At 67.9% G+C, this 18641-nt stretch carries 17 protein-coding genes, 1 tRNA gene and 1 pseudogene; 14 read left to right on the forward strand and 5 right to left on the reverse strand.

The window, feature by feature from the left end:
* Nucleotides 1-34 precede the first annotated feature (34 nt).
* Entirely contained in the window at nucleotides 35-757 is a 723-nt protein-coding gene (locus ABIE41_RS05200) for an ATP-binding cassette domain-containing protein (RefSeq protein ID WP_192644800.1), read from the reverse strand.
* A gap of 5 nt (nucleotides 758-762) precedes the next feature.
* Nucleotides 763-1465 (reverse strand): annotated as a pseudogene (locus ABIE41_RS05205) (ABC transporter permease).
* Nucleotides 1466-1562: 97 nt separating this feature from the next.
* Here ABIE41_RS05205 and ABIE41_RS05210 point away from each other — a divergent pair.
* Nucleotides 1563-2459, forward strand: a complete 897-nt coding sequence (locus ABIE41_RS05210; protein ID WP_192644802.1) for a substrate-binding domain-containing protein — start codon at nucleotides 1563-1565, stop codon at nucleotides 2457-2459.
* Between the two features lie 27 nt (nucleotides 2460-2486).
* On the opposite strand, the gene ABIE41_RS05215 is transcribed toward ABIE41_RS05210, so the two are convergent.
* Entirely contained in the window at nucleotides 2487-3623 is a 1137-nt protein-coding gene (locus tag ABIE41_RS05215; RefSeq protein ID WP_192644803.1) for a DSD1 family PLP-dependent enzyme, read from the reverse strand.
* A gap of 112 nt (nucleotides 3624-3735) precedes the next feature.
* On the opposite strand from ABIE41_RS05215, the gene ABIE41_RS05220 reads away from it, so the two are divergent.
* The 3 genes from ABIE41_RS05220 (at nucleotide 3736) to ABIE41_RS05230 (ending at nucleotide 6201) form a co-directional block, all read left to right on the forward strand.
* The gene (locus ABIE41_RS05220) at nucleotides 3736-5556 is read left to right on the forward strand and encodes an ABC transporter ATP-binding protein (protein ID WP_192644804.1); all 1821 of its coding nucleotides are present in this window, start codon (nucleotides 3736-3738) and stop codon (nucleotides 5554-5556) included.
* Between the two features lie 67 nt (nucleotides 5557-5623).
* On the forward strand, nucleotides 5624-5998 hold the full coding sequence (gene hisE / locus ABIE41_RS05225) for a phosphoribosyl-ATP diphosphatase (protein ID WP_192644805.1): 375 nt from the start codon (nucleotides 5624-5626) through the stop codon (nucleotides 5996-5998).
* Between the two features lie 126 nt (nucleotides 5999-6124).
* Nucleotides 6125-6201: transfer RNA gene (locus ABIE41_RS05230), tRNA-Arg, on the forward strand.
* 112 nt (nucleotides 6202-6313) lie between these two features.
* On the opposite strand, the gene ABIE41_RS05235 is transcribed toward ABIE41_RS05230, so the two are convergent.
* Nucleotides 6314-7345, reverse strand: a complete 1032-nt coding sequence (locus tag ABIE41_RS05235; RefSeq protein WP_192644806.1) for a LacI family DNA-binding transcriptional regulator — start codon at nucleotides 7343-7345, stop codon at nucleotides 6314-6316.
* A gap of 142 nt (nucleotides 7346-7487) precedes the next feature.
* Between ABIE41_RS05235 and ABIE41_RS05240 the strand changes: the two genes are divergently transcribed.
* The 5 genes from ABIE41_RS05240 (at nucleotide 7488) to ABIE41_RS05260 (ending at nucleotide 14359) form a co-directional block, all read left to right on the forward strand.
* Entirely contained in the window at nucleotides 7488-8765 is a 1278-nt protein-coding gene (locus tag ABIE41_RS05240) for an ABC transporter substrate-binding protein (protein WP_192644807.1), read from the forward strand.
* Nucleotides 8766-8771: 6 nt separating this feature from the next.
* Nucleotides 8772-9785 carry a carbohydrate ABC transporter permease gene (locus ABIE41_RS05245; protein ID WP_192644808.1) on the forward strand — a complete coding sequence of 338 codons (1014 nt, stop codon included), beginning with the start codon at nucleotides 8772-8774 and terminating at the stop codon, nucleotides 9783-9785.
* Nucleotides 9782-10834: a carbohydrate ABC transporter permease gene (locus ABIE41_RS05250; RefSeq protein WP_192644809.1), complete on the forward strand. Its 1053-nt coding sequence runs from the start codon at nucleotides 9782-9784 to the stop codon at nucleotides 10832-10834. Before ABIE41_RS05245 ends, ABIE41_RS05250 begins: the two co-directional genes overlap by 4 nt.
* A 2-nt stretch (nucleotides 10835-10836) precedes the next feature.
* Nucleotides 10837-11901: an ABC transporter ATP-binding protein gene (locus ABIE41_RS05255; RefSeq protein ID WP_192644810.1), complete on the forward strand. Its 1065-nt coding sequence runs from the start codon at nucleotides 10837-10839 to the stop codon at nucleotides 11899-11901.
* A 169-nt stretch (nucleotides 11902-12070) separates the two neighbouring features.
* Complete coding sequence (locus ABIE41_RS05260) at nucleotides 12071-14359, forward strand: glycoside hydrolase family 31 protein (RefSeq protein WP_192644811.1); 2289 nt, start codon at nucleotides 12071-12073, stop codon at nucleotides 14357-14359.
* 23 nt (nucleotides 14360-14382) lie between these two features.
* Here the strand turns inward: ABIE41_RS05260 and ABIE41_RS05265 are convergent, their stop codons facing one another.
* Entirely contained in the window at nucleotides 14383-15285 is a 903-nt protein-coding gene (locus tag ABIE41_RS05265) for a LysR substrate-binding domain-containing protein (RefSeq protein WP_192644812.1), read from the reverse strand.
* Nucleotides 15286-15399: 114 nt separating this feature from the next.
* Here ABIE41_RS05265 and ABIE41_RS05270 point away from each other — a divergent pair, with 114 nt between their 5' ends.
* The 5 genes from ABIE41_RS05270 to ABIE41_RS05290 all read left to right on the forward strand — a co-directional run bounded on the left by ABIE41_RS05270 (nucleotide 15400) and on the right by ABIE41_RS05290 (nucleotide 18601).
* Nucleotides 15400-16014 (forward strand): pyridoxamine 5'-phosphate oxidase family protein, encoded by a 615-nt coding sequence (locus ABIE41_RS05270; protein ID WP_192644813.1) that lies wholly within the window; start codon nucleotides 15400-15402, stop codon nucleotides 16012-16014.
* A gap of 57 nt (nucleotides 16015-16071) precedes the next feature.
* A complete protein-coding gene (locus ABIE41_RS05275; RefSeq protein WP_192644814.1) occupies nucleotides 16072-16815 on the forward strand; it encodes a Crp/Fnr family transcriptional regulator in 744 nt (247 codons plus the stop codon).
* Nucleotides 16816-16849: 34 nt separating this feature from the next.
* Nucleotides 16850-17122 carry a DUF6894 family protein gene (locus tag ABIE41_RS05280; protein WP_192644815.1) on the forward strand — a complete coding sequence of 91 codons (273 nt, stop codon included), beginning with the start codon at nucleotides 16850-16852 and terminating at the stop codon, nucleotides 17120-17122.
* Between the two features lie 323 nt (nucleotides 17123-17445).
* Entirely contained in the window at nucleotides 17446-18033 is a 588-nt protein-coding gene (locus ABIE41_RS05285) for a DUF2939 domain-containing protein (protein WP_192644816.1), read from the forward strand.
* Nucleotides 18034-18250: 217 nt separating this feature from the next.
* A complete protein-coding gene (locus tag ABIE41_RS05290; RefSeq protein ID WP_192644817.1) occupies nucleotides 18251-18601 on the forward strand; it encodes a hypothetical protein in 351 nt (116 codons plus the stop codon).
* The last annotated feature ends 40 nt before the right edge of the window (nucleotides 18602-18641 follow it).

Consider the following 18641-nt stretch of genomic DNA (forward strand, 5'->3'; position numbering starts at 1 on the left):
GGTCGTCTCCTCGGTTTCATTTTCGGTTGGGGTGTCACCAGAGCAATTCGCCGGCGAGGAAGGCCCGTGCCTCGGGCGTGGCGGGGCCGGCGAAGAAATCTGTTGCGCAGGCATCCTCGACCAGCCGGCCGCGATTGAGGAACAGCACGCGCGAGGCCAGGCGCCGGGCCTGGCCGAGATCATGGGTCGACATCAGCACGGTGAGCCCCTCGGCCACGAGGCCGGCGAGCAGCGTCTCGATCTGGCGGGTGGCGGCGGGGTCGAGCTGCGAGGTCGGCTCGTCGAGGAAGAGCAGTTCCGGCCGCAGCGCCCAGGCCCGGGCTATGGCGAGGCGCTGCTGCTCGCCGCCCGAAAGCAGCCGTGCCGCCTGTGCAGCACGCCCGGTCAGCCCGAAGCGTTCGAGCGCGGCCCCGCAGCGCTCGCGCCGTTCGCCGCGGGCCAGGCCGGCGGCCGCCAGCGCGTGCAGCACATTCGCCTCGACCGAGCGGCGCAGCATGATCGGCTTCTGGAAGACCATGGCGTGGCGCCGGCCGCTGCCATCCGCGCCAGGCGCCCAGCCGATCCGGCCCTCGCTCGGGGTCAGGAGCCCGTGGCAGAGGCGCAGCATCAGCGATTTGCCCGCGCCGTTGGGGCCGAGCAGCACGGTCAGCCCACCGGCCGGCAGCAGGAAGCTGACGCCGTCGACGAGGCGACGCCCGTCGCCATGGAAGGCGACGGAGCGGACGTCGAGCGGCAGGATCGATGTGCGGTCACGCATGGCGCTCACCCGGCATACCGGGCGCCGATGCGGCTGGCGCCGAAGGCGATGGCGTTGATGGCGAGCGTCAGCGCGATCAGGACGAGGCCGAGGCCGAGCGCCAGCGGGAGGTCGCCCTTGGAGGTCTCCAGCGTGATCGCCGTCGTCATCGTGCGGGTGTAGCCGGCGATGTTGCCGCCGACGATCAGCACGGCGCCGACCCTCGGCACTGGCGCGGCCGAAGCCGGCGAGCAGGGCAGTGGCAAGCGCAAAGCGGCCGTCGAAAAGCAGGGTCGGGATGGCGCGCAGCCCTTCGAGGCCGACCGAGCGGAGATGATCGCGATATTCGCCCCAGAGATCCTCGACCGTCTGGCGCGTCAGCGCGATGACGATCGGCAGGACGAGCAGCACCTGCGCCAGGATCATCGCTGTGGGGGTGAAGAGCAGCCCGAGCGAGCCGAGCGGTCCCGAGCGCGACAGCAGGAGGAAGACCAGCAGGCCGGCGACGACGGGCGGCAGCCCCATCAGCGCGTTGAGGACGACGATGACCGCCGCGCGGCCGGGGAAGCGCGCCAGGGCGAGTGCGGCGCCGAGCGGCAGACCGATCACGGCCGCGATCAGCACGGCCGTCAGCGTCACCCGCAGCGACAGCCCGACGATCGCCAGGAAGGCGGGGTCGAGCCCGATGACGAGGGCGAAAGCCGCCGAGAAGATCGCCGAGAAGTCCAATGCCGTCCCTTGTGTGTTCCGGAAGTCTGCAAAGACTTGTCTTTGTTAGAGTTCAATGCGACCAAATGCCAGTTCAGGAGAAAATGCAGGGTAGTGCATGTCAGTGCAGGATCGCGCCTATCTGACGACCGAGGAGGCCGCGGGCTATCTGCGGCTGAAGGAGCGCAAGCTCTACGAGCTGGTGGCCAGCGGCGGCGTGCCCTGCACCAAGGTCAGCGGCAAATGGCTGTTCCCGCGCGCGGCACTCGACCGCTGGCTCGAGGCCGGTCTGGCCCGGCCAGAAGGGCTGCGGCTGGTCGAGCCGCCGCCGATCATCGGCGGCAGCCAGGATTCGCTGCTGGAGGTGGCGGTGCGCGATTCAGGCTGCGGGCTGGCGCTGCTGGCCGAGGGCTCGCAGGGGGGGCTCGACCGGCTGGTGCGGGGCGAGGTCGCCATCGCCGCGATCCATCTCCACGCGACGCCGGACGATGACGGCGCCAATCCCGCGGCGGTTCAGGCGGAGCCCGGGCTCCATGACGCCGTGGTGATCGGCTTTGCGCGCCGGGAGCAGGGTCTGCTGGTCGTGCCCGGCAACCCGCTCGGACTGTCCGGCCTCGTCTCGGCGGTCGAGCGACGGGCCCGTTTCGCCCGTCGCCAGAAGGGGGCGGGGGCGCAACTCCTGCTCGAGAGCCTGATCGCCCGGGAGTCCGTGCCCTCCCAGGCCTTGGTCCTGGCCGAAGGCATCTGCGCCACCGGGCAGGATCTCGCGCTTGCAATCCGCACCGGGCGCGCCGATTGCGGCATCGCTTCGCGCGCCGTTGCCGGCGCGTTTGGCCTCGATTTCCTCCCGCTGGTTTGGGAGCATGTCGATCTGGCGATGCGCCGGCGGAGCTATTTCGAGCCGCCGACGCAGAGGCTTCTGGCCTGGATGCGCGGCCCGGCCATGGCGGCGCGGGCGCGCGAACTCGGCGGCTACGACCTTTCGCAGAGCGGAGCCGTCAGGCTCAATCGCTGAACCCGCAGGGCGATCGCGGCTGCGCGTTCAGGTCAGGGCGCCGCGCCCCGCGATCGGCCAGAGCGCCTCGACATGGGCGTCCGGCGTGTGAAGCCCGCGCACGCAGACATACCAGTCGTGCAGGTTCACCGTCGGGTCGCAATGACCGGGGATCAGCAGCAGCCGGTCGCCGCGATGCGGCAGGGCGATGGGGTCGCCCGTCAGCACGCCATGCTCGTCGGAGGGCTTTGTGTAGATCACGCCCTCGCGCCGGAACGGCATCGGCATGCCGGAATCGACCGAGGCCGCCTTGTGGCCGGCATCGACAACGGCCCGGTCCGGCACCGGCTTGCTCATCACCCCGGTCAGGACGAACAGTGCATGCTCGAAGGTGCGGAACGGCGTGCCGTCGGCCTGGCGATTGCGGGCATAGTCGGCGTCCATGAAGATGTAGGAGCCCGCCTGGATCTCGTTCCAGATGCCGGACTGGCTCTCGATCTCGAAGGTGCCGGTGCCGGCGCCGCCGACCACGGCGCAGGCGAGCCCCGCCTGATGCAGCCGCTCGACCGTGTTGCGGGTGCCGAGCGCAGCGCGCTCGATCGCCTCGCGGCGCTCGTCGATGGAGCGCATGTGCTGGGCGGTGCCATGATAGGCCTGCAGGCCGCCAAAGCGCAGTGTGTTGCTGCGCGCGACCGCTTCCGCCAGCCGCACCGCCGTTTCGCCGGGCGCGACGCCGCAGCGGCGGCCGCCGACGTCGATCTCGACGAGCACGTCGAGCACGACATCGTGGCGGGCGGCGGCTTCGGACGCTTCGCGCACGCCGTCGAGATGGTCGACGCAGAGACCGATCCTGGCCTGGCGGGCGAGCTTGGCGAGCCGGTCGAGCTTGGCTGCGCCGGCGACCTCGTTGCTGACGAGCACGTCGCCGACGCCGCCCTCGACCAGGATCTCGGCTTCCGAGACTTTCTGGCAGCACTGGCCGACGGCGCCATGGGCGATCTGGCGCAGCGCGATCTCCGGGCTCTTGTGGGTCTTGGCGTGGGGCCGCAGCCGGACGCCATGTCCCTGCGTATGAGCCGCCATGGTGACGAGGTTGCGTTCGAAGGCGTCGAGATCGAGGATCAGGGCCGGCGTGTCGATCTCGGCGAAACTCTGGCCGGGCTGGGCCGGCGGGTGGAGGGGCATGGGCGCTCGCACTTTCCTGAATCGGTCGCCCGCATGGGACGCCACCTTCTTGTCCGGAGCAAGACCCGGCCTCCCGTAGCGCTCACCCCGCCGCCGTGATAGGTCGCGCGCCATGAAGATTGGCCGCGTCACCGACGATACCTTCGCGCTGCTGCTCCGTGTCTGGCGCGAGCAGGTCAAGGCCTATCTGCCCCAGATGGGGATGATCCTCGGCCTCGTCGTGGTGATCGCGGCGACGACGAGCTTCTATCCACTGCTGATCAAGGCGGCCTTCGACGCCTTTGCCGACCCGCTAACGGCGGAATCGACCGGTTTCGTCAGGCGCATGGAACGGCTGGTCTCGAAGTCGATCGGATTCGAGATCGGCGTCGTCAACGCGGTGGCCGTCGTGGTCGTCATCGTGACGGCGGTGAAGGGCTTCTCGCTGCTGGCCCAGACGGTGATGACCAACAGCGTCGTCAGCCGCATCGAGGCCGACATGCAGACGGCGCTCTACACCCATCTGATCCGGGCCGACCTCGCGCAGTTGCAGCGCGAGAACCCGGCCTCGCTGACCCAGCGCTTCACCACCGACTTCACCTTCGTCAAGGAGGCGCTGACCCGGCTGATCAACATCGCCGTGCGCGACGTGCTGACCGCGATCGCCCTCGTCGGCGCTATGTTCTGGATCGACTGGCAGATGACGCTCGTCGTCATGCTGGTGGCGCCGATCGTGGCGCATCCGATCGGCAAGATCGGACGGAAGCTGCGCCGCATGGCGACCTCGCAGCAGGAGCAGACCGGGCTGATGGCGAGCCTCGTCACCGAAAGCCTGCAGGGCGCTCGCGCCGCCAAGACCGACACGCTCGAGCCCTATCTGGAGCGACGGGCGGCTGCGGCCTTCGAGACCATCCGCTCGCTCAAGATGAAAGCCGCCAATGCGCGCGGCCGTCTCGATCCGCTGCTCGAGGTCGGCGGCGGCATGGCGGTGGCCGGCGTGCTGGCGGCGATCGGCGTGCGCATCACCAGTGGCGGCTCTACCGTCGGCGACTTCACCGGCTATGTCTCGGCGCTGCTGCTGGCGGCCCAGCCGATGCGCTCGCTCGGCAATCTCAACGCCATCGTCCAGGAGGCCGGGGCCTCGCTGAAGCGCTATTACGCGCTACTCGACGAGAAGCCCCAGATCGTCGATCCGCCGGATGGCCAGCCGCTGCGGGTCGGGGCCGGGGAGATCGCCTTCCACAATCTGCGCTTCCGCTATCGCGACGACCAGCGCGCGCTGGAGGGCATCGACCTGGTCGCCGAGGGTGGCAAGACGACCGCGCTGGTCGGCCGCTCGGGCTCGGGCAAATCGACCCTCCTCGCGCTGGTGCCGCGACTCTACGACCCAACCGAGGGCCGCATCGAGATCGACGGGCAGGATCTGCGCGGGCTGACGCTGACCTCGCTGCGGGCCCAGATCGGCGTCGTCAGCCAGGATGTGGTGCTGTTCGACGACACGGTGCGCGCCAACATCGCCTTCGGCCGGCCGGGCGCCAGCGACGAGGAGATCGTCGCCGCCGCGAAGGCGGCCGCCGCGCATGACTTCATCATGGCGATGCCGGACGGCTACGACTCCTCCGTTGGCGAACGTGGCCAGAAGCTGTCGGGCGGCGAGCGCCAGCGCATCGCGATTGCCCGCGCCATCCTGAAGGATGCGCCGATCCTGCTGCTCGACGAGGCGACGAGCGCGCTCGATGCGGAATCGGAGCGCCTCGTCCAGCAGGCCCTGGCCAGGCTGATGAAGAACCGCACCACGCTCGTCATCGCCCATCGGTTGTCCACGGTGCGCGAGGCGGATCTGATCGTCGTGATGGAAGAGGGCAGGATCGTCGAGACGGGCAGCCACGATGCGCTGCTCGCCCGCGACGGCGCCTATGCGCGGCTGCACCGGCTGCAGGTCATCGCCGACTGAGCGCCGTCGTGGCCGCTCGCGGGGCCGCTGTCATCAAACCCTCATCCGCGGCGGGGATTCTGCCGCGATGGCCGATTCGATCCACCGCCTCCATGCCGCCGTCCTCGCCGCGCGCAGCGGCGACCCCGCCATGTCGCGGACGGCCCGGCTCGCGGGCGAGGGCCTGCCGAAGATGGCCAAGAAACTGGCCGAGGAGGCCTTCGAGGTCGGGCTCGAGGCGGTCCAGGGCGAGCGGGACCGGACGATCCTGGAAAGCGCCGACCTGCTCTACAATCTGGTCGTGCTGTGGAGCGAGATGGGCATCGTGCCCGCCGATGTCTGGCGCGAGATGGACCGGCGCGAACAGCTCTACGGGATCGCCGAGAAACTGCCGAAGGCGCAGCGAAAGGTGCAGGCCCGCCGGATCGCGGCCGCCGCGCCGCTGCTGCGGGCGGGCGGTTGAGCGAAGGGCGTGCGGGCCCGGCCCCGGCAAAACTTTTGCCGCGCCGCGACATTGAGGGTTGCCAAGCGCAGGGAGAGCAGCTATTTCGCCCCCATCGGAGCAACGGCGCAGGCCGCAGCCCGATACGCGCCCGTAGCTCAGCTGGATAGAGCATCAGACTACGAATCTGAGGGTCAGAGGTTCGAATCCTTTCGGGCGCGCCATTTCTTCCCAGTACGTCGACCGTGATCTGGTCCGGCCTGGATCTCCGGTCAGCCGGACGCACGATCTCCCCGATATCCTGCCGCTGCTGCGCCTGACGCGACGTTTGTCGTTTCAGGGGAGTGGTGCCGGCTCGTCGCCGATGCGGCCGTGCCCGACATGGACATGGGAGCCCGTGCCGCCGCCCCACAGCTGGCCGAGCTGGGCGACGATATGCCCGCCGTAAGCCTCGTAGGGGATGCGGATCGAGGTCAGCCAGGGCGCCAGCCAGGCATTGATGGCGTTGCCGTCGACCCCCACCATCCTGCAGTCGCCGGGAACGGCGATGCCGGCCTCCCGGGCGAAGCGATAGGCCCCGTAGGCGATCAGGTCGCTGACGCAGAACAGGCCGTGCGGCCAGCCGCTCTCCGCCACCAGAGCCCGGGCAGCGGCGTAGCCGATCTCGATATGGTTCAGGCCCTGGGCGTTGGCGCGGCGGACCTCCTGCGGCGCGATCCCGCGCTGTTCCAGCCGGGCCAGGAAGCCCGCGGCGCGCTCGCCGGTGCTGGAGGCGTTCTGGGCCGCCATCAGGACGGCGGGGCGTTCGACGCCGCAGGTTAGCAGATGGTCGGCCGCCTGCGCGCCCGCCGCACGATCGTCGATGCCGACGAAGGCGCCACCGCCCAGCGGGTTGCGGCGGGCGACGAAGACCATCGGGTCGCCGCGCCGCAGCGTCGCCTCCAGCCCGCGGCTGGCGACGGCGCTGACCATGACATAACCGGCGACGAACTGGCTGCGCATGGCGGCGAGATACTCGTCCTGCAGCTCGGGCCGGTCATGGGTGTCGCAGAGGATGGTGACATAGCCGGCGTCGCGCAGCGCCGCCTCGGTCGAGACCGCGATGGCGGCCATGGCCGGGTTGTCGAGATTGGGCGCCAGCAGCGCGACGACCCGGCTCGCCCGCTGCTTCAGGGCCCGGCCGACGGGATTGGGGCGATAGCCGAGCCTTGCGACCGCCTGCTCGACGCGGGCCACCGTCTCGGGCGAAGCGCGGCCACGCTTGCCGTTGACGATGCGCGACACCGTGGCGACCGAGACGCCCGCCGCACGGGCGACGGTGGCGAGCGAGGCGAGGGGCGTTTCAGTGCGGGCGGGTCTGGTGGTCATGGGTCCGGGGCGTGTCCGCCGGTTCGGGCGGCGGGCCGGACTCCATCATGCAGAACTCTCGCGTTGACAAGCAAGGCAAACGTTTGCCTTAATTTAGGGAGAGCGCTCGTGAAGCGCCGCCAATGATCAGGGATGGACGCACATGCAGAGTAAACACTGGATGTCCGCGCTCGCGCTCGGCGCGAGCCTTATCGCCGGCGCCGCCCAGGCGCAGACCACGGTGCGCATCGCCTGGTATTCCGACGGCAATGAGGGCGAGGTCGTCTCCGACCTGCTGAAGCGCTTCGAGGCGCAGAACAAGGACATCAAGGTCGTCCTCGACCAGGTGCCCTACAAGGCGATCACCGAGAACCTTCCCGTCCAGCTCGCCTCCGGCCAGGGCCCCGACATCGCCCGCGTCGTCGATCTCGGCGGCATCGCCCGCTACGCGCTGGACTTGCGGCCTTATCTCAAGGATGCCGCCTACTGGGACACAAATTTCGGACCCTTCCTGCCGTGGATGCGGCCGGCCGGCGACGACAAGGCCATCACCGGCTTCATGACGCAGCTCACCGTCACCGGGCCGCTCGTCAACAAGACGCTGTTCGAGCAGGCCGGCATCGCCATGCCCGGCGCCAAGGCGAGCTGGGACGACTGGGCCAAGGCCGCCAAGGCGGTCGCGACCAAGGTGCAGGCGCCGTTCCCGGTCGCGATGGACCGTTCGGGACACCGTTTCTTCGGCCTCGCCGTCTCCGAAGGCGCGCAGGTCTTCGACGCCAAGGGCGAGCCGGCGGTGATCGACGACGGCTTCAAGCGCGCGGCGCAGCGCGTCTTCGACTGGCACAAGGATGGCGTGATGGCGAAGGAGCTCTGGGGCTCGGTCTCCGGCGCGGCCTATCGCGGCGCCAATGACGAGTTCAAGAACGCCCAGGTCGTGATGTATGTCTCGGGCTCCTGGCAGATCGCGCAGTTCGACAAGACCGTCGGCAACGCCTTCGACTGGGTGGCGGCGCCCTCGCCCTGCGGTGCGGTCGCCTGCACCGGCATGCCCGGCGGCGCCGGCCTCGTCGCGATCAAGGCGACGAAGAGCCCCGAGGCCGTCGCCAAGGTGATGGAGTATCTCGCCAGCGAGCCCGTCCTGAGCGAGTTCTACGCTCGCTCGCTGTTCGTGCCCGGCCATCTCGGCATCGCTGCCAAGGGCCTCGACTACAAGGACGCCAGCGCCCAGGCCAAGGCCGCGCTCAAGGTCTTCTCCGACCAGGTCGCGAACCTCTCGCCCGTCGCCTACAAGCTGCAGGGCTACGTCAACAACCGCATCATCTTCAATGCGGCGATCAGCCGGGTCGGCCAGGCGATCTCGGGTGAAACGACGCTGGACGAGGCCTACAAGCGCATTGCCTCGGACGTCGAGCAGCAGATCGCCGAGCGCAACAAGAAGTAAGCCCGCATGGCCTCCGCCGAACCAGCGGCGCCTCGCGGCGCTGCACGCCTCTTCGCCGCGCCGCTGTCTTTACTGATGCGGCTCGTCGACTGGCCGATGAGCGCGCTGCAGCGCCTCATCGGCGAGCGGCGGATGGCCTATGTCTTCCTTCTGCCGAACATCGCCTTCTTCGGCCTGTTCGTCTTCCTGCCGCTGATCATCAACGTGGTGTTCTCGGTGACGGGCGGCACCGAGCTGTTTCCCTCGCAGCGGCCCTTCGTCGGCGGCGAGCAATACGCCTATCTGTTCGACTGCGGCTCCTTCCTCGACCCCAACTCCTGCCGCGAGGACCATTTCTGGCGCGGGGTCGCCAACACCGCCCGCTTCACGGTCTTCCAGGTGACGGCGATGGTGCTGTTCTCGCTGGTGACGGCGGTGGTGCTGAACATGCGCATCAGGGCGCGTGGCTTCTTTCGCGCCGTCTATTTCTTCCCGGTTCTGCTCTCGCCCGTGGTGGTGGCGCTGACCTGGAAATGGATCCTGCAGCGCGACGGCCTGTTGAACGCCGGGATCACCTCGCTGGGCGGCGAGCGCATCCTGTTCCTGGTCGATCCGAGCTGGGCGATGTTCTGGATCGTCTTCGTCTCGGTCTGGGCCCATATGGGCTTCTACACGCTGATCCTGCTGGCCGGGCTGCAGGCCATCCCCGCCGATCTCTACGAGGCGGCCGAGATGGATGCGACGCCGCGCTGGCGCGTGTTCTGGCGCATTACGCTACCGCTGCTCTGGCCCAATATGATCGTCGTGATCGTGCTGGCGCTGATCAAGGGCGTGCAGACCTTCGACGAGGTCTTCGTTTTGACCGGCGGCGGGCCGGGCACCGCGACGCTGATGGTCGTCCACTACATCTACGAGACGGCGTTCTCCAACCAGGTCCAGAATTTCGGGCTGGCGGCGGCGGCCTCGGTCGTGCTCGGCGTCGTCCTCTTCGCGCTGACGCTGGCGCAGCTGGCGGCCGGCAGCCGCAAGGGGGCGGCATGAGCCTCGTCACCAAGCTCGCCACCGCGCGCCGCAAGCCCGGCCGCTGGCACTGGACCGATGTCGCGGCCTACGCCTATCTCGCGCTCGGCGTCGTCCTGATGTTCGGGCCGGTGCTGTGGCTGGCGCTGTCGTCGTTCAAGACGCAGGCAGGCCTCCTCGAATTCCCGCCCTCGCTGCTGCCGATGTCGCAGCAGGAGGTTGTCGTCCCCGGCCACCCGCAGCCGCTGCCGCTGTTTTCGGTGACGATGCCCGATGGATCGACGCGCGTGCTGGCGCAGGTGCGACGCATCGGCATCCAGGCCCAGATGGTCGACCCCGCCAATCCGGCGGAGGTGATCCGCGTGCCGATCGACAAGCGCACGCCGGTGCGCGGCTTCAAGCTCGCGACCGAGAACTACACCGAGCCGCTGGAGCGCTTCGCCTTCACGCGCTTCCTGTGGAATTCGGTCTTTGTCACGGTGGTGGCGACGATCATCACGCTGATCATCAACTCGATGGCGGCCTATGCGCTGTCGATCTACGAATTCCGCGGCAAGAACACCGTGATGCTGATGGTGATCGGCACGCTGATGATCCCGATCACGATCATCCTCGTCCCGGTCTATCTGGTGATCACCGAACTCGGGCTGGTGAACTCCCTCTGGGCGGTGATCCTGCCGGGCGCGGCGACGCCGACGGGTGTTTTCCTGCTGCGGCAATACATGCTGACGCTCCCGCGCGACCTGATCGAGGCGGCGCGCATGGACAAGGCCTCGGAGTGGCAGATCTACTGGCGCATCGTCATGCCGCTGGCGATGCCGGCACTCGCCGTGCTGGCGATCTTCTCGGTGATGTGGCGCTGGAACGAGTTCCTTTGGCCGCTCGCCGTGCTGACCAAGACCGAATCCTACACGCTGCAGATCGGCCTCAACGCCTTCCAGGGCGAGCTGCAGACGCAGTGGCACTATCTGCTCGCGATGACGGTGGTGACGCTGCTGCCGGTGGCGCTGGTCTTCGTCTTCCTGCAGCGGTTCATCACCACCGGCATCGCCAATACGGGAATGAAGTAGTCATGGCCGGTCTGACCCTTTCCGGCGTGCGCAAATCCTTCGGCGGCACGCATGTCCTTCATGGCATCGACCTCACCGTCACCGACGGCGAATTCGTCGTCTTCGTCGGCCCCTCGGGCTGCGGGAAGTCCACCCTGCTGCGGGTCATCGCCGGTCTGGAGGAGGTGACGGAGGGCGCGGTCGCGATCGACGGCGTCGACGTCACCGGCCTGCCGGCCTCCGAGCGCGGGCTCGCCATGGTGTTCCAGTCCTATGCGCTCTACCCGCATATGAGCGTCTACAAGAACATGGCCTTCGCACTGGAGAATATGGGCCTGCCGCGCGACGAGATCGACCAGCGCGTGCGGCGCGCGGCGGCGATGCTGCGGCTGACCGACTATCTCGAGCGCAAGCCGCGTGCACTTTCGGGCGGGCAGCGCCAGCGCGTCGCGATCGGGCGGGCCATCGTGCGCGACCCGAAGATCTTCCTGTTCGACGAGCCGCTCTCCAATCTCGACGCCGAGCTGCGCGTCGCGACCCGCAAGGAACTGGCCGGCCTGCATGCCGAGCTCGGCGGCACGATGATCTACGTCACCCACGACCAGGTCGAGGCGATGACGCTGGCCGACCGCATCGTCGTGCTGCAGGGCGGGTGGATCGAGCAGATCGGCACGCCGCTTGATCTCTACAACCGCCCCGACAACCTGTTCGTGGCCGGCTTCATCGGCTCGCCGCGGATGAATTTGCTGCCGGGGCGGGTCGCGCGGCCCGGTGTCGTGACCGTCGGCGAGGGTGGCCACGAGATCGCCTGCGAATCCGGGGCCCTTGCGTCGGGCGCTGTGGTGACGCTCGGCGTGCGGCCCGAGCATCTGGCGCTCGCCGAGGGCGCGGGCCTGCCGCTGGCGATCGACCTGGTCGAACGGCTGGGCGGCGAAAGCTATCTCTACGGCGCCTCGCCCGGCCTGCCGCAGATCACGCTCAAGCTCGACGGCCAGAGTGCGCATCAGCGCGGCGAGACCGTCTTCCTCGCCCTGCCCTCGGCGCAGCTTCACCTGTTCGACGAGGCGGGCCAAGCGGTCCGCCGTTGAATCGCCTGTCTTGGAAACACACCGTCATCCCGGACAAGCCGCAAAGCGGCGCCGATCCGGGATCCATTCCGGAGCGCTTGCAGGTGAGGTTCCGGAATGGGTCCCGGGTCTCCCCTTCGGTCGCCCGGGACGATGGTGCGGATTTGATTTCTGATCTGGAGACGACCCCATGAAAGCCCTCACTCAAGGCCGTTATCTCGGCCGCGACGGCGAAGCTGCCCTGTTCGATGTCGGGCTGGGCGCGACGATCACTGTTCGCATCCTCGAGGGCGATATCGGCCGGGTGACGCTGAAGCCGCGTGACGGCTACCGGCTCGACCGCGGCTGGTCGATCGCGCCCGGCGGGCTGGAGCCGCCCTATGAGGGTCGCCCGCGCGACAGCCTCGAAGGCTTCGCCTGCCCGAAGGCGAGCGTCATCGAGGACGATGGCAAGGTCGTGCTGTCTGCGGGCGGCCTCATCGCCCAGGTCACGCTGTCGCCCTTCGGCATCGCCTGGTTCCGCGCCGGGGAGGAGAAGCCGTTCCTGCAGGACCGCACGACACAGGCCTATCTGATGTCGCCGCGCACCGGGGCGCTCGCCCATTACATGGCGCGCGATTACACCGAGCGGCATTACGGGCTGGGCGACAAGGCCGGCCCGCTCGACCGCACCGGTCGGCGCTTCGCCATCGACGCCGTCGACCCCTGCGGGTTCGACGGGGAGCTGTCCGACCCGCTCTACAAGATGCTGCCCTTCTTCATCGTCGATGGGCCGGCCGGCGCGCATGGCGTGTTCTACGACAACCTCTCGACCGGCAGCGTCGATTTCGGCTGCACGCTCGACAATTACCACGGCCTGTTCCGCTCCTGGAAAGGCGATGACGGCGATCTCGACTGCTATGTCATGGCCGGCCCGAGCGTGCCCGACGTGGTCAGGCGCTTCGCCTGGCTGACCGGCGGACAGGCCTTCGCGCCGCTCTGGTCCTATGGCTTCGGCGTCACCTCCATGGCGATCGCGGATGCGCCGGATGCCGATGCCCGCATCAGCGACTTCATCGGCAAGCTCGCGACGCATCGCATCCCTTGCGACTCCTTCCATTTCGGCTCGGGCTACACGCAGATCGGCCATCGTCGCTACGCCTTCAACTGGAACCGCGACAAGTTCCCGGATCCGAAGGCGACGATGACCCGGCTGAACGAGGCCGGCATCTTCACCGTCGCCAATCTCAAGCCCTGCCTGCTCGACGATCATCCGCGCCTGCAGGAGGCGCTCGATGGCGATTTCCTGGTTCGCGACGGCGACAGTGGCAAGCCGGCGGTCGCGCAGTTCTGGGACGGGCTCGGCTTCCATCTCGACTACACGAACCCCAAGGGCCGGGCCTGGTGGCGCAACGGCATCGAGACCGCGCTGCTGGACTACGGCTTCACCACGGTCTGGAACGACAACAACGAATACGAGATCTGGGATGAGGACGCGCTGTGCGACGGCGACGGGCGGCCCTTCCGGCAGGCGCTGGCGCGCCCCGCCCAGGCCCTTCTGATGACCAAGCTCTCGCATGAGGCGCAGGCCGCGCGCGAGCCCGGCAAGCGGCAATATGCCATCACGCGCGGCGGCTGCGCCGGTATCTCGCGCTATGCGCAGACCTGGTCGGGCGACAACGAAACCGCCTGGAAGACGCTGCGTTACAACCTGACGCAAGGCCTCAACATGAGCCTGTCGGGGATGTTCAGCATCGGCCACGATGTCGGCGGCTTCCATGGGCCGACGCCGGGGCCGGAACTCTTCGTGCGCTTCAACGAGTTCTGCGCGCTGTGGCCGCGCATGGTGATGAACTCCTGGAACGACGACGGCGTCGTCAACCTGCCCTGGATGTATCCGGAGATGGTGCCGCAGGTGCGCGCCGCGCTCTCGCTGCGCTACCGGCTGATGCCCTATCTCTACACCCAGATGTGGCGTGCCAGCCGCGACGGCATCCCGGCCGTGCGGCCTTTCCTCTATGATTTCCCGAAGGACGCCACGGCGGTGAAAACCGACGACGCCTTCATGCTCGGGCCCGACGTGCTGGTCGCGCCGGTGCTGGAGGAGGGCGCGACGCAGCGCAGCGTCTATCTGCCGGCCCATCCGGGCGGCTGGTATGACGGACATGACGGTCGGCATTTCGAGGGCGGCGCGGTCGCCACCGTCGCGGCGCCGCTCGGACGGCTGCCGATCTTCCTGCGGGCGGGCGCCCTGATCCCGCTCGGTGATGCGACGGGCATCGGGCCCGAGCGCGAGGTGCTGGTTTGCGGGCTGGTGGAAGGCGCGACCGGCGAACTCTACGAGGATGACGGCGAGACGGCCGACTGGCGCGGCGACGGCACGCCGACGATCCGCTTCCGCGTCCGCAACGGCGAACTTTCCATCGAGCAGGGGCCGGCGGGCCTTGGTGCGGTCGACCGGATCGGCATCCTGCAGATCGGGGAGGGCGGCCTGCTCTGAGGCGGTGCGCTGCGCCTTGCGGCTCAGTCGAGATCGAGGAAGGACCAGCGCGTCTCGGTCGCGGCCATGTCGATGAAGGCGCGCACCCTCGCCGGCAGCAGCCGAGCCGTGGGGTAGACGATCTGGATCGGCGAGGGCGGGCGCTCATAATCGGGCATGAGCACGCGCAGCCGTCCGTCCCTGATCGCGGCCGCGGCCTGATAGGCCAGAACCTGCGTCAGCCCGCCGCCGTCGATGGCGTGCTGGACGGCCGTCTCGGCGGCATTCGTCACGAAGCGCGGGGCGAAAGCGACGCGCTGCCGCCTGCCCTCGTGCTCGAACAGCCATTCCGGGGTCGGGTTGAAGCCGGCGAAATGGATGCAGCGATGGCCGGCGATCTCGTCGGGCTTTTGCGGCGTGCCCAGCGTTGCCAGATAGGAGGGCGCCGCCACCAGCACGCGGCGCGTCGCTCCGACACGCCGCGCCCTGAGGCTGGAATCGCCGAGATCGCCGATGCGGATGGCGAGATCGATCCCGTCCTCGACCAGATTGACGATGCGGTCGCCGAGCCGCAGCTCCCCCTGTACCGCCGGATGACGCGAGAGAAAGGCTGAGAGCAGCGGGCCGACATGGGCGCGCCCGAAGGCGAGCGGCGCGGCCACGACGAGTCGGCCCGAGGGCTCCGCCTGTGCTGCCTGCAGCGAAGCGTCCGCCTCCTCGAGATCGGCCAGGATGCGTCTGGCCAGCGGCAGATAGCGCTCGCCTTCGTCGGTGAGGGTGACGGCGCGGGTCGTGCGCTGGAGCAGGCGGCTGCCGAGCCGCTCTTCCAGCGCCGCGACGAGGCGCGTCACGGCCGAAGGCGACAGGCCCAGCCCCCGTGCGGCCGGCGCGAAACCCCGCGCATCCGCGACCCGTATGAAGGCCTGAAGCGTCGCGAAGCGGTCCATCGATTGCTCCGTTCAGCGCAACAATGACGTGCTGACTGACCGTATTATCGTTTCCTCGAGCAATCGTCATCTTCCCCGCATGGCCGCCGATCGCGTGCGGCCCGGGAGGCTCTCATGGACGACCGCAGCATATCGAGCGACATCGCCTTCACCCCTGCCGTCAAGGCCATCCAGCAGCGCAAGGGCTCGCGCGGCGGCTATCGCCGGATGGAGGAGCGCGGCGGCTTCGAGACGAGGGTCACACCCGAACTCGCAGCCTTCCTCGCCGAGCGGGACAGCTTTTTCCTCGCGACCGCCAGCGCCGACGGCCAGCCCTATATCCAGCATCGCGGCGGGCCGGCGGGCTTCCTGCGCATCGTCGACGACGAGACGCTGGGCTTCGCGGATTTCCGCGGCAACCGGCAATATGTCAGCCTGGGCAATCTCTCGGAGAACCCGAAGGCTCATGTTTTCCTGATCGACCATGCACGTCGGCAGCGGATCAAGATCTGGGGCACGGCGCGGGTGGTGGAGGACGATCCTGCTCTCCTCGAAAGGCTGCGGCCGGACGGCTATGCGGGCACGCCGGAGCAGGCGATCCTGTTCAGCATCGCCGCCTGGGACGCCAACTGCCCGCAGCACATCCCTCAGCTGATCGCGGGCAAGGATGTCGCGGCGGCGCTGGCTGAACGGGACCTACGCATCCTGCAGCTGGAGGCCGAACTGGCAAAGGTGCGCGCCCTCGCCTGATCCGGGTCGCTGCGGCCCCGCCCGGAACGATGGCGCCGTCCCCGCGTTGAAGCGGGCATGGTCGAGACCGGCACTACAGGACCGCTGCATGTCCTCGTCACGTCGCTGTCATTGCGAGACGAGGTCGATCCGGAGGAAGCGGCGCTGCTGGAAGGGCTGACCTTCCGGCGTCGCCTTCTGCGCAAGGGCGAGGAACTGGTCGCCCAGCATTCGCAGCCATCCGAGAGCTGCCTCGTGCTGACGGGCGTCACCGCGCGCGAGGTGCTGCTCGATGACGGCAAGCGCCAGATCACCGCCCTGCACATCCCCGGCGACTTCGTCGACCTGCACGCCTTCCTGCTCAAGGTGATGGACCACAGCGTCGTGGCGCTGACCGATTGCGAGGCGGCCTATGTGCCCCACCGGGAATTGCTGCGGGTCGTCGAGCGCTCGCCCCATCTCGGCCGGCTGTTCTGGCTGTCGACCGTTATCGACGGGGCGATCCAGCGGGCCTGGATCACCTCCGGCGGGCGCCGCTCGGCAACCGCCCATTTCGGCCATCTGATCTGCGAGCTCTATCTGCGCCTCGAGGCGGTCGGACTTGCGAGCGAGGGGCGCTTCGTCTTTCCCGTGCCGCAGAACGAGCTTGCCGACGCGCTTGGCTTCTCGCTGGTCCATGTCAACCGCACCCTGCAGGATCTGCGGGCGACCGGCCTCGTCTCGTGGAAGGGCAGCGCCGTCAGCATCCTCGATTTCGACGGGCTGGCGCGGCTGTCCCAGTTCGACCCGACCTATCTCAACCTGATCAGGATGCCGCGCTGACGGAACCGATGCCCTGCCCGGAGATTGCTGCCAGATGCCCCGCTATTACATCGACAGTTCCGACGGCAGTTTCTCCCATATCGACAGCGAGGGCGTTGAGCTCACGGGGGACGAGGCAGCGCGCTATCTGGCACTCGACGCCCTGCCCGACATGGTCCGGGAGGTCCTACCCGACGGCGACCAGCGCGAATTCGAGGTCTGCGTCCGCAACGAGGGCGGACGCGTGATCTACAGCGCCAGCCTCACCCTGACGGGCGCCTGGCGCGGAGAAAATGACAGCGGCGAAGAGCGACCGTCGGAGCAGTGAGACGGATGGTGCTGTCCGGCGCATATTCCAGCGGGAGGACTAACGCTGGCGCCCCTGTTGTCGTCTCGCTTGGTCTCCGCCCTGTACGCTTAACGCGGCGGTGACATCGGCCTCTGCAACCAACACTGAGGCCGCATCGTGACTCTCGCGGTCTGCAGGACCAGCCGATTCAGTCAATCCGTCGAAAGCCGCACCACGGAGCGATCAAGACTATATGAGGAATGTGCAGTCTGGACCGCAGTCCTGTTCCGGATGGCAATGTCCGCGGTTTTGGCCGACAGGCCACGGGTTGAACGCCGGCTGATCTCAACTAACTGACACTCATGATCTTCAAGCGCTCCGCTCGTATCGTCGCCACTGGTCTGTCTCTTCTGACGCTGGCTTACTGGATATCTCCCTATATCGCCGTCGGTCGCTTCGCTGGCGCGGCCGAGCGCGGCGACGCCGCGGCCATCATGGCGCGCCTCGATATCCCGCGGATCCGCAATGCATTCGCCCGACAGATCGTGCGTGCCTATCCCGTCGATCCGACACTGCTGACGAGCCTCGATCCCGTTGCCCGACAGGCTGCGAGCCTCGTCGCCGTAACCTATGTCGATGCGCTCATCGCCGAGCGTTTCAATCCGGACCTGCTTGTGCGCGCGCTCGCCAACCGCAAACTGTCGGATGAGCCGGCTGGCCAAGGACCAAGGCTCCCTTCCGTTGAATCTCTCGGCAGCGCACTCGACATTTTCATGGAGGCCGGCTTCACCGGGCCGGTCTCTTTCGGGATCCACGCGAAGGCCACTGGCGGAGAGCGCTATCGGCTGGGCTTTCGCTTCATCGGCGGGAGCTGGCGCCTCGTCTCGGTCGGGTTGCCCTCCGCGGTGCTGGCAGAGGCCGTCGGTCAGCTGAAGTCGCGCAGCCCTTAGCCTCGATGTACCGCTCGAGGGCCGAGCGTGATGTCAGTCTGCACAACCTCGGACTCGTATGGGAAGAAGGCCGTTCCCACTGCTAACGGAAAATCTCAGTTCCTGAAATGCCGGGGCCGTTGTCAGTTTCCAAGTGGCCTCGGGCCGCGATGAAGGTCCGTCGCGCGGCGCTCCCTGCAAGTTGAGCCGCCATAGGTGCAAGGCTTTCCTTTCACGCTTGCTTGAACGTCGATTACTTGCACTGCAAATCCACCGTTTCCGCTTGGTGGAACAGTGGAACCTTGCGCGGGTTGATTATTTTGATCTGCCGATGTGCGGCGACCTGGAAAACCCCATGACCATCCTCGGATACTCACTGACCGTCGAAATCCTCGGAGTCATCATCCTTGCAGTCGGGATTCTAATGGGCCTTATGGCCTTGGCTCGCCGACGAGATGACGCGCGTGATCAAACAACGTCCATCTGCGAGCGGCTCGATCGAATTGCGGCAAGTATCTCTTCATTGTCAGCAAAAACATCCGACGCGACAAAGCGACCGAAGCCGGCTGACCCCCATAAATGGCCCTGACCATCTATTGAGACCATGCATCAGGCGCTACCACCCTTTA

The organism is Bosea sp. OAE506 (genome assembly GCF_040546595.1).
Taxonomy (GTDB): domain Bacteria; phylum Pseudomonadota; class Alphaproteobacteria; order Rhizobiales; family Beijerinckiaceae; genus Allobosea.

Bases quoted from the DNA above. Each gene is read 5' to 3' on its own strand.
- ABIE41_RS05220 (WP_192644804.1), top strand. From the start codon at position 3,736: ATGAAGATTGGCCGCGTCACCGACGATACCTTCGCGCTGCTGCTCCGT.
- ABIE41_RS05285 (WP_192644816.1), top strand. From the start codon at position 17,446: ATGATCTTCAAGCGCTCCGCTCGTATCGTCGCCACTGGTCTGTCTCTT.
- ABIE41_RS05215 (WP_192644803.1), bottom strand. From the start codon at position 3,623: ATGCCCCTCCACCCGCCGGCCCAGCCCGGCCAGAGTTTCGCCGAGATC.
- ABIE41_RS05280 (WP_192644815.1), top strand. From the start codon at position 16,850: ATGCCCCGCTATTACATCGACAGTTCCGACGGCAGTTTCTCCCATATC.
- ABIE41_RS05235 (WP_192644806.1), bottom strand. From the start codon at position 7,345: ATGACCACCAGACCCGCCCGCACTGAAACGCCCCTCGCCTCGCTCGCC.
- ABIE41_RS05250 (WP_192644809.1), top strand. From the start codon at position 9,782: ATGAGCCTCGTCACCAAGCTCGCCACCGCGCGCCGCAAGCCCGGCCGC.
- ABIE41_RS05265 (WP_192644812.1), bottom strand. From the start codon at position 15,285: ATGGACCGCTTCGCGACGCTTCAGGCCTTCATACGGGTCGCGGATGCG.
- ABIE41_RS05270 (WP_192644813.1), top strand. From the start codon at position 15,400: ATGGACGACCGCAGCATATCGAGCGACATCGCCTTCACCCCTGCCGTC.
- ABIE41_RS05200 (WP_192644800.1), bottom strand. From the start codon at position 757: ATGCGTGACCGCACATCGATCCTGCCGCTCGACGTCCGCTCCGTCGCC.
- ABIE41_RS05210 (WP_192644802.1), top strand. From the start codon at position 1,563: ATGTCAGTGCAGGATCGCGCCTATCTGACGACCGAGGAGGCCGCGGGC.
- ABIE41_RS05275 (WP_192644814.1), top strand. From the start codon at position 16,072: ATGGTCGAGACCGGCACTACAGGACCGCTGCATGTCCTCGTCACGTCG.
- ABIE41_RS05245 (WP_192644808.1), top strand. From the start codon at position 8,772: ATGGCCTCCGCCGAACCAGCGGCGCCTCGCGGCGCTGCACGCCTCTTC.
- ABIE41_RS05255 (WP_192644810.1), top strand. From the start codon at position 10,837: ATGGCCGGTCTGACCCTTTCCGGCGTGCGCAAATCCTTCGGCGGCACG.
- hisE (WP_192644805.1), top strand. From the start codon at position 5,624: ATGGCCGATTCGATCCACCGCCTCCATGCCGCCGTCCTCGCCGCGCGC.
- ABIE41_RS05260 (WP_192644811.1), top strand. From the start codon at position 12,071: ATGAAAGCCCTCACTCAAGGCCGTTATCTCGGCCGCGACGGCGAAGCT.
- ABIE41_RS05240 (WP_192644807.1), top strand. From the start codon at position 7,488: ATGCAGAGTAAACACTGGATGTCCGCGCTCGCGCTCGGCGCGAGCCTT.